The sequence below is a fragment of the Pseudomonas sp. genome, from assembly GCF_050739655.1.
Lineage (GTDB): Bacteria > Pseudomonadota > Gammaproteobacteria > Pseudomonadales > Pseudomonadaceae > Aquipseudomonas.
This window is the reverse complement of record NZ_JBOIBY010000656.1, coordinates 1-6,581: the sequence shown is the minus strand read 5'-3', so window position 1 is coordinate 6,581 and position 6,581 is coordinate 1. Positions and strand designations below refer to the sequence as shown.

Here is a 6,581-nt window from a genome sequence, read left to right as displayed (position 1 = left end):
GTCAGGCACCATTAATATTGGATGTGCCGGCCGCTTCGCGGGCAAGCCACGTTTCCACAGGTTTTGCTTCGTTCACAAATGATGTGGCTGGCACAGGAACCTGTGGGAGCGGGCTTGCCCGCGAAGGCGGTGTGTCAGGCACCATTAATATTGGATGTGCCGGCCGCTTCGCGGGCAAGCCACGTTCCCACAGGTTTTGCATCGTTCGCAAATATGTGGCTGACACAAGAACCTGTGGAAGCTAGCCTGCCAGCGATGGGGCCATCACATTCGGCATCTTTACCTACTGACACCCTGCAATGGTCGAAACGTTACCCGGAGCTAGCCCGATGGTGGACTACACTCTCTGGACTCCCCCAATCCGGCAGCTGTCGGAGGTCATCATGAAACGCTTGTCACCTATCAGCCTGTGCATCGCATTGTCGTTTTTCAGTGTCCAGGGTTGGGCACAATCGGTGGTGCCGATGAAAGGCCAGAGTTCGCAACAGACCCAAACGGACATCACCGAGTGCAACAACATTGCCGCCAGCCAAACGGCATCGACCTCGTCGACGCCTTCGGGCGGGCGGGTCAAGGGCGCCGCGGCGGGTGCGGCGGCGGGAGCCACCGCGGCTCAGGTGCGCGGGCGTCAGCATGACGAGTTCTACGATCGCGTCGACAGCGATAAACAGCAGGATTATCGCCAGGACCGTGCCAAGCAGACTGCAGCAGCGGGTGTCGTGGTAGGTGGTTCGCGCCAACGCCAGGAGCGCCGCGCGCAGGAGAAAACCAACACTGCGAACACCTCGACGGCCTATACCAGTTGCCTGCAAGGCAAGGGTTATCAGGTCAATCCCTGAACCTGCTTCTGTTGCCGCTGTTCCAGCAGATAAACCATCAAGCACGCGTAAAGCGTCACGCCGATGAACAGCGTCATACGCACGGCGAAAGCGGTTTGTACGTCTTTGCCCGCCGCACTGTCCTGTACCGACTGGCCCAGCAGGATAATCAGGGTCATCAGGCTATTGAGCCAGAACCCCGGGCTCAGCGGGCTCGGGTTCAGGCCATAGAGCTTGCGCGCCACGATGAGGGCGAACAGCAGCATCCATAGAAAGAACATCCACAGGTGCACGAACAGGCTCAGCGCGCACCAGAACAGGATGGCCAACAGGCCGCCGAGCAGGGTCGAACCGATCAGTTCTCGGGCGGCGTTGCGCGCTGAGGTTGTCGAACTCTGCTGCCCCAGGTTGACCGCCTTGAGGACGATCGGCAGGTAAGTGGCCGGATCGATCAGTGCCATCAGGAAGGCCGGTATCACGATCAGGGTGGCCCGTAAGGCGATGCGGTTCACTTCGCTCGCAGGGAAGGTCGGCGCGACGGGTGGCGCTGGGGCGTTGTCGGGTTCGGGGAACAGCCAATGGCTGAACATGCCCACCAAGACGGCCAGGAACAGGCCCGCGACCATGGCTGTGATGACGGTCACCGCCAAACCAAAGTCGGCAACCCCCGCCGATGAGATCATGGTCAGGCCGATCACCAGAAACGTCACGATCAGGTTATTGCCACCGCGCAGTCCAAACCGAAACACCACAAACAGGCCAAGGCCAATCAACAGCACGCCGCTGTTGGGGTAGTAACGCAGGACCGGGATCAGCAGCAGGCCGATGCCGGTGGTCAGCATGGCGGCCAGTGCGAGTATGACGGCCGCCTTGAAGGGCAACGGGCGATTGGCTGAGGCCAACAACAGCGCACACAGTACCGGTGCCAAAAAAGGGATCGGCAGCGCCAGGCCAAAACTAACGGCCAGGCATATCGCTGTGCCACTGGCCAGGCGCAGCGCACGCTGAACCCTCGGCGCGCGCTGCGGCTTAGTAAACATACGACATCCAGCTCATCAGCCGCAGGAACACATGGCCAAGCGGATTCAACAGATTGCCCTCAGAAGGAAAAGCCATGACCTCGGCCTGACCACCGGCACGAATGCTGCGGTTGTCACGCAGCATCGCCAGCGACTCGGGGGAAAACTCGATGACCACTGGAAAACGCTGGGCGGGGCGCAACCAGTCGCGGCTGTTTTGCACGGTCGGAAGACTGCCGGGCGCAGTGGGTTGGCCAACGGCGACGCCATAACCGATGCTGCGCACGCGACCTTCAAAGACTTCGCCGGGCAGGGCATCCAGCACAATCGACACCGGCGTCTCGGTCTTGACCAAACCCAGGTTGTTCTCGGTCATGTCGGCACTGATCCACACATCGTGGATTGCAATCAGGGTCATCACCGGATTACCGGCCGCCGCAAATTGGCCGACATCAGTGCGCAAGTCCGTAATCAGACCCGCCGAGCGCGCTCGGACCTGCGTGTTGGTCAGGTCGAGCTCGGCTTTCGATAGCGCAGTGGCGGCGCTGCGCAGCAGGGCGTTGTCTTCCTCGTTGCCACCTTCCTGCTCACGGGCGCGCTGTACTTCGGCGCGAGCTGCGGCGACCTGGCTGGTGGCGGCTTCGCGGTTGGCCCGCGACACTTCCAGCAGGCGCACGGAAATGGTCCCTGGGTCATCGCGATACAAGCCTTCAAGCCGCTGATTGTCCTGGCGCGCTTTCAGCTCGTTGGCCTGTGCGGCCCGCAGATTGGCTTGGGCTGAGGCAATACCGGCGGTGCTGGCACCGATCTGCCGGCGAGTGGATTCCAGGTCCGCGCGGGCACGGTCGACGGCGATCTGGTACGGCTGCGGGTCAATCTCGAAGATCACTTCTCCGGCCTTGACGTCCTGGTTGTTGCGTACGTTGACGCGGATGACCCGGCCGGCGACTTCCGCCGCCACCGGAATCACAAACGCGCCGACCCGTGCCTGTTGCGTATAAGGCGTGAAGCGATCTGCCAACAGGTACCAGGCCAGGCTGAAAATGATCAGCAGCAACACCCACTTGATGCCTTTTTTCGTCGGGTCGGCGGCGGGTTGCTCAGGTGGCGGGGAGGGCGCGGCTTCACTCATGGTCTTTCACCTGGTTGGGCAATTGGGAAACGGGCTTGTCGGCGGCGGGGTCGTTCAGCAAGTTGCCCCAGTCGGTGCGTTGTTCCATTTGCTGGCGCGTCTGTGCATCGACTTTGGGTTGGGCGCTGTACCACCCCCCGCCCAGGGCTTTGTACAGGGCGATCACGTTGCTGACCGCATCGCCGCGACTGAGCAGGTAGTTGTCCTGGGCATCGAGTAGCGCCCGTTGGGCATCGAGCACGCGCTGGAAGTCTGAATAACCTTCACGATACAGCGAGTTGGCCAGCTCCAATGAGCGTTTGGCCGCGCCTTCGGCTTCTCGCAGGATGTGTTCGCGCTCAAGTGAACGGGTCAGGCCGTTGGCCGCGTCGTCCGCCTCCCGGGCAGCCTGGCGTACCTTGTCGCGGTAAACCTCGATCAATTGCTGCAAGCGCGCATCCTGCACGCGTACGTTGTTGCTGATCCGGCCATAGTCGAACACATTCCAGCGCAGGCTCGGACCACCGACCAGATCCAGGTTGCGGGACGTGCCGCTCAGGGTATCGGCCGACCAGACGATGCTGCCCAGCAGCGTCAACGACGGATAGTAATCAGTTTCGGCCACGCCAATCAGCGCGGACTGGGCGGCGACATTCAGCTCGGCTGCGCGTACATCGGGCCGACGCAACAGCAGATTGGCCGGGACGTCCTGCAGTACGGCGCGGTCGACCAGCGGGATCAATTCGGTGTTGTCGACCAGCAAAGGCAATGCGCCGGGTGGACGGCCGATCAATACAACCAGCGAATTGCGGATGCGCCCGATCTGATCCTCCAGCAGGGGGATCGTACTCAAGGTGCCCAGATACTGAGTCTTGGCTTGTTGCAGGTCGAGTTCGGCGGTCTGCCCGCTTTTGAACAGCTTTTCAGTGATCTCATAGTTGCGCTGCTGCTGCCGGGCGTTTTCCTGGGCCACACGCAAGCGTGCATCGGTGGTGCGCAGGGCATAGTAGCTGTCGGCGACTTGCGACCGCAGCAGCACCAGCACGTCCTCATAGTTGGCCTCGGCGGCGAAATAGCTGGCATCGGACGACTCGATGGCCCGACTGAAACGGCCCCAGAAATCCAGTTCCCAACCCACATCAAAGCCGGCGCTGTGCTGCCAGAAGTTGCGGTCGACCGGATTGTTGCCGCCGTACTGTCGACGCTTGACGTACAGGCTGTCAGCGCTGACCTGCTGCAGCTGCGGATAAAGATTGCTCTGGGCGATGCCCAATTGTGCGCGGGCCTCCATGACGCGCAAACCGGCGATTTTCAGGCTGGAGTTGTGGGCGTCGGATTCGGCTATCAACTGATCCAGCACCGGGTCGGCAAAGACTTGCCACCACTGACGGAGATCTGGATGCACTGCCCGTTGGCTGGCGTGCTCAAGAGCCGGAGTGTTCCAGTGATCGACCCAGGCTTCGCCGGGTGGCTGAAAGTCCGGCCCTAAGCGCACACAGCCGGCGAGTACGAGCACGGCAAACAGCGGCAGCTGGCGTGTTGCTGGATGCATCGTGGATTTTCCCGACCATGGAATATCACAGCAGCATAGACGCCAGAATGACGACTGCTTTGATTCAAGGCATCGATACGCAAAAACGCCGTGACTGTCGTAAAAACGACCTGTTTACGCTGAACGCGCACCCCGATGAGTTTTCTGTTGAACGAGTGTTCAGCCTAGATTATGTTCGTTCCACCTTCTTTCCCGGCTGGTTGCGGGCTTGCGTTTCTTCTATTCGAACGAGGCACTGGCATGCGGTTTTCACCCTTTGTTGAGCGGATCTCGGGCCAAGGCGTAGCCGCTTGGGATATTCACTACGCGGCTTACCAAGCGCAGCAGCGGGGGGAGGATGTGATCATTCTCAGTGTCGGCGACCCGGATTTCCCCACCCCCGACTTCATCACCGATACCGCCATCCAGGCGCTGCGCGAAGGGGATACCCACTACACCGAGATTGCCGGGCGCCCAGCCTTGCGCGAGGCCATTGCGGCGCGCTACAGCAAGCTCTTCGCCCGTGAACTGCAAGCTGAAAACGTGATTACCGTGGCGGGCGCGCAGAACGCCTTGTACGTCACGTCGATGTGCCTGCTCAGTGCCGGCGACGAAGTGATTGCCCTCGACCCGATGTACGTGACCTACGAAGCAACGCTCAAAGCCTCCGGCGCCACGCTGGTGCGCGTGCCGTGTGCGGCGACCGATGATTTCCGCCTCGATGCGGCCGTGCTGGCGAAAGCCATCACCCCGCGTACGCGGGCGATTTTCCTGTCCAACCCCAACAACCCCACCGGCGTGGTGCTCAACCGCGAAGAGCTGCAAGCCATCGCCGACCTGGCGATCGCCCATGATCTGTGGGTAGTGGTCGATGAGGTTTACGAGAGCCTGTCGTTCGAGCGTGAACACCTGAGCCTGGCGGCGTTGCCAGGCATGGCCGAGCGCTGCGTGGTGATTGGCAGCCTGTCGAAATCCCATGCCATGACCGGTTGGCGAATCGGCTGGATCATCGCGAACCCCGCCCTGGTCGTGCATGCCGAAACGCTGGTGCTGAGCATGCTGTACGGCTTGCCCGGGTTCGTCATGGAAGCCGCACTCAAAGCTGTCCAGGCACACGATGAAGTGACCCACGGCATGCGTGACATCTATCGCCGCCGCCGAGATCTGGTGGTGGCGGGGCTGGCCGATTGCCCGGGAATCTCTGTGCTCAAGCCGGATGCCGGGATGTTCGTGCTGGTGGATGTGCGCGGCACAGGCCTTACGTCGCTGGAATTTGCCTGGCGTCTATTGCGTGAAGCGCGGGTGTCGGTGCTCGATGCCGCCGCTTTCGGTGAGCCTGCGCAAGGCTTTGTGCGCCTGTCCTTTACCTTGGGTGAAGAGCGCCTGGCGGAGGCCTGTCAGCGAATTCGCGATTTCGTTCAGGTATTGAAAGGGGAAGCGCCCCGGCCGGTGATCACCAGTGTGGCAACCGAGGCGCCGGTCCAGCCTGTCGCCGCGCGGACCATGATCGAAGTCGAGCAACTGCACAAACGCTTCGGCAATATCGAAGTGCTTAAGGGCGTGTCGCTGACGGCCCGCGAAGGTGAAGTGATCTCGCTGATCGGCGCCAGTGGCTCGGGCAAAAGCACCTTGCTGCGCTGCATCAACATGCTCGAAGTACCGGATCAGGGCCGAATTCTGGTGGACGGCGAAAGTATTCACCTCAATCACACCCGCCCCGGCGCACCGCTGGTGGCCGACGCCAAACAGCTTGTTCGCATCCGTTCGAGCCTGGGCATGGTGTTCCAGAACTTCAACCTCTGGCCCCATCGCACGGTGCTGGAAAACCTCATCGAGGCGCCGACCCAGGTCCTGCGTGAGAGCAAGGCGGAGGCCACTGAACGGGCCGAAGCCTTGCTTGAACGCGTGGGGCTGGCGGCCAAGCGCAACGAGTACCCGGCGTTTCTCTCCGGGGGACAGCAACAACGGGTGGCCCTCGCCCGAGCCCTGGCCATGCGGCCCAAGGTGATGCTGTTCGATGAACCCACCTCGGCACTCGACCCGGAACTGGTCGGGGAAGTGCTGCGGGTGATCCGCTCTCTCGCCGAAGAAGGCCGGACCAT

The 6,581-nt window shown here is 61.7% G+C and carries 6 protein-coding genes; 3 read left to right on the top strand and 3 right to left on the bottom strand.

Translation table 11 applies throughout. The features are described from left to right. The first annotated feature begins 383 nt into the window (after nt 1–383). Nucleotides 384–839 carry a hypothetical protein gene (locus tag ACRESJ_RS31240; protein ID WP_431761349.1) on the top strand — a complete coding sequence of 152 codons (456 nt, stop codon included), beginning with the start codon at nt 384–386 and terminating at the stop codon, nt 837–839. On the opposite strand, the gene ACRESJ_RS31235 is transcribed toward ACRESJ_RS31240, so the two are convergent. From ACRESJ_RS31235 to ACRESJ_RS31225, 3 genes are read right to left on the bottom strand one after another with little or no spacing between them, the layout of a single operon-like run. After that, nucleotides 824–1,858: a DUF2955 domain-containing protein gene (locus tag ACRESJ_RS31235; protein ID WP_431761348.1), complete on the bottom strand. Its 1,035-nt coding sequence runs from the start codon at nt 1,856–1,858 to the stop codon at nt 824–826. The genes ACRESJ_RS31240 and ACRESJ_RS31235 overlap by 16 nt on opposite strands. Beyond that, nucleotides 1,848–2,969, bottom strand: coding sequence for an HlyD family secretion protein (locus ACRESJ_RS31230; protein ID WP_431761347.1), 1,122 nt, complete (start codon nt 2,967–2,969; stop codon nt 1,848–1,850). The genes ACRESJ_RS31235 and ACRESJ_RS31230 overlap by 11 nt, the downstream gene beginning before the upstream one ends. Next, on the bottom strand, nt 2,962–4,500 hold the full coding sequence (locus tag ACRESJ_RS31225) for an efflux transporter outer membrane subunit (RefSeq protein WP_431761346.1): 1,539 nt from the start codon (nt 4,498–4,500) through the stop codon (nt 2,962–2,964). Before ACRESJ_RS31225 ends, ACRESJ_RS31230 begins: the two co-directional genes overlap by 8 nt. A 17-nt stretch (nt 4,501–4,517) precedes the next feature. On the opposite strand from ACRESJ_RS31225, the gene ACRESJ_RS31220 reads away from it, so the two are divergent. Continuing rightward, nucleotides 4,518–4,763 carry a hypothetical protein gene (locus ACRESJ_RS31220; protein ID WP_431761345.1) on the top strand — a complete coding sequence of 82 codons (246 nt, stop codon included), beginning with the start codon at nt 4,518–4,520 and terminating at the stop codon, nt 4,761–4,763. Next, nucleotides 4,741–6,581: aminotransferase class I/II-fold pyridoxal phosphate-dependent enzyme (locus ACRESJ_RS31215; RefSeq protein ID WP_431761344.1), on the top strand; the 1,841-nt coding region annotated here is incomplete at its 3' end. The genes ACRESJ_RS31220 and ACRESJ_RS31215, both read left to right, overlap by 23 nt.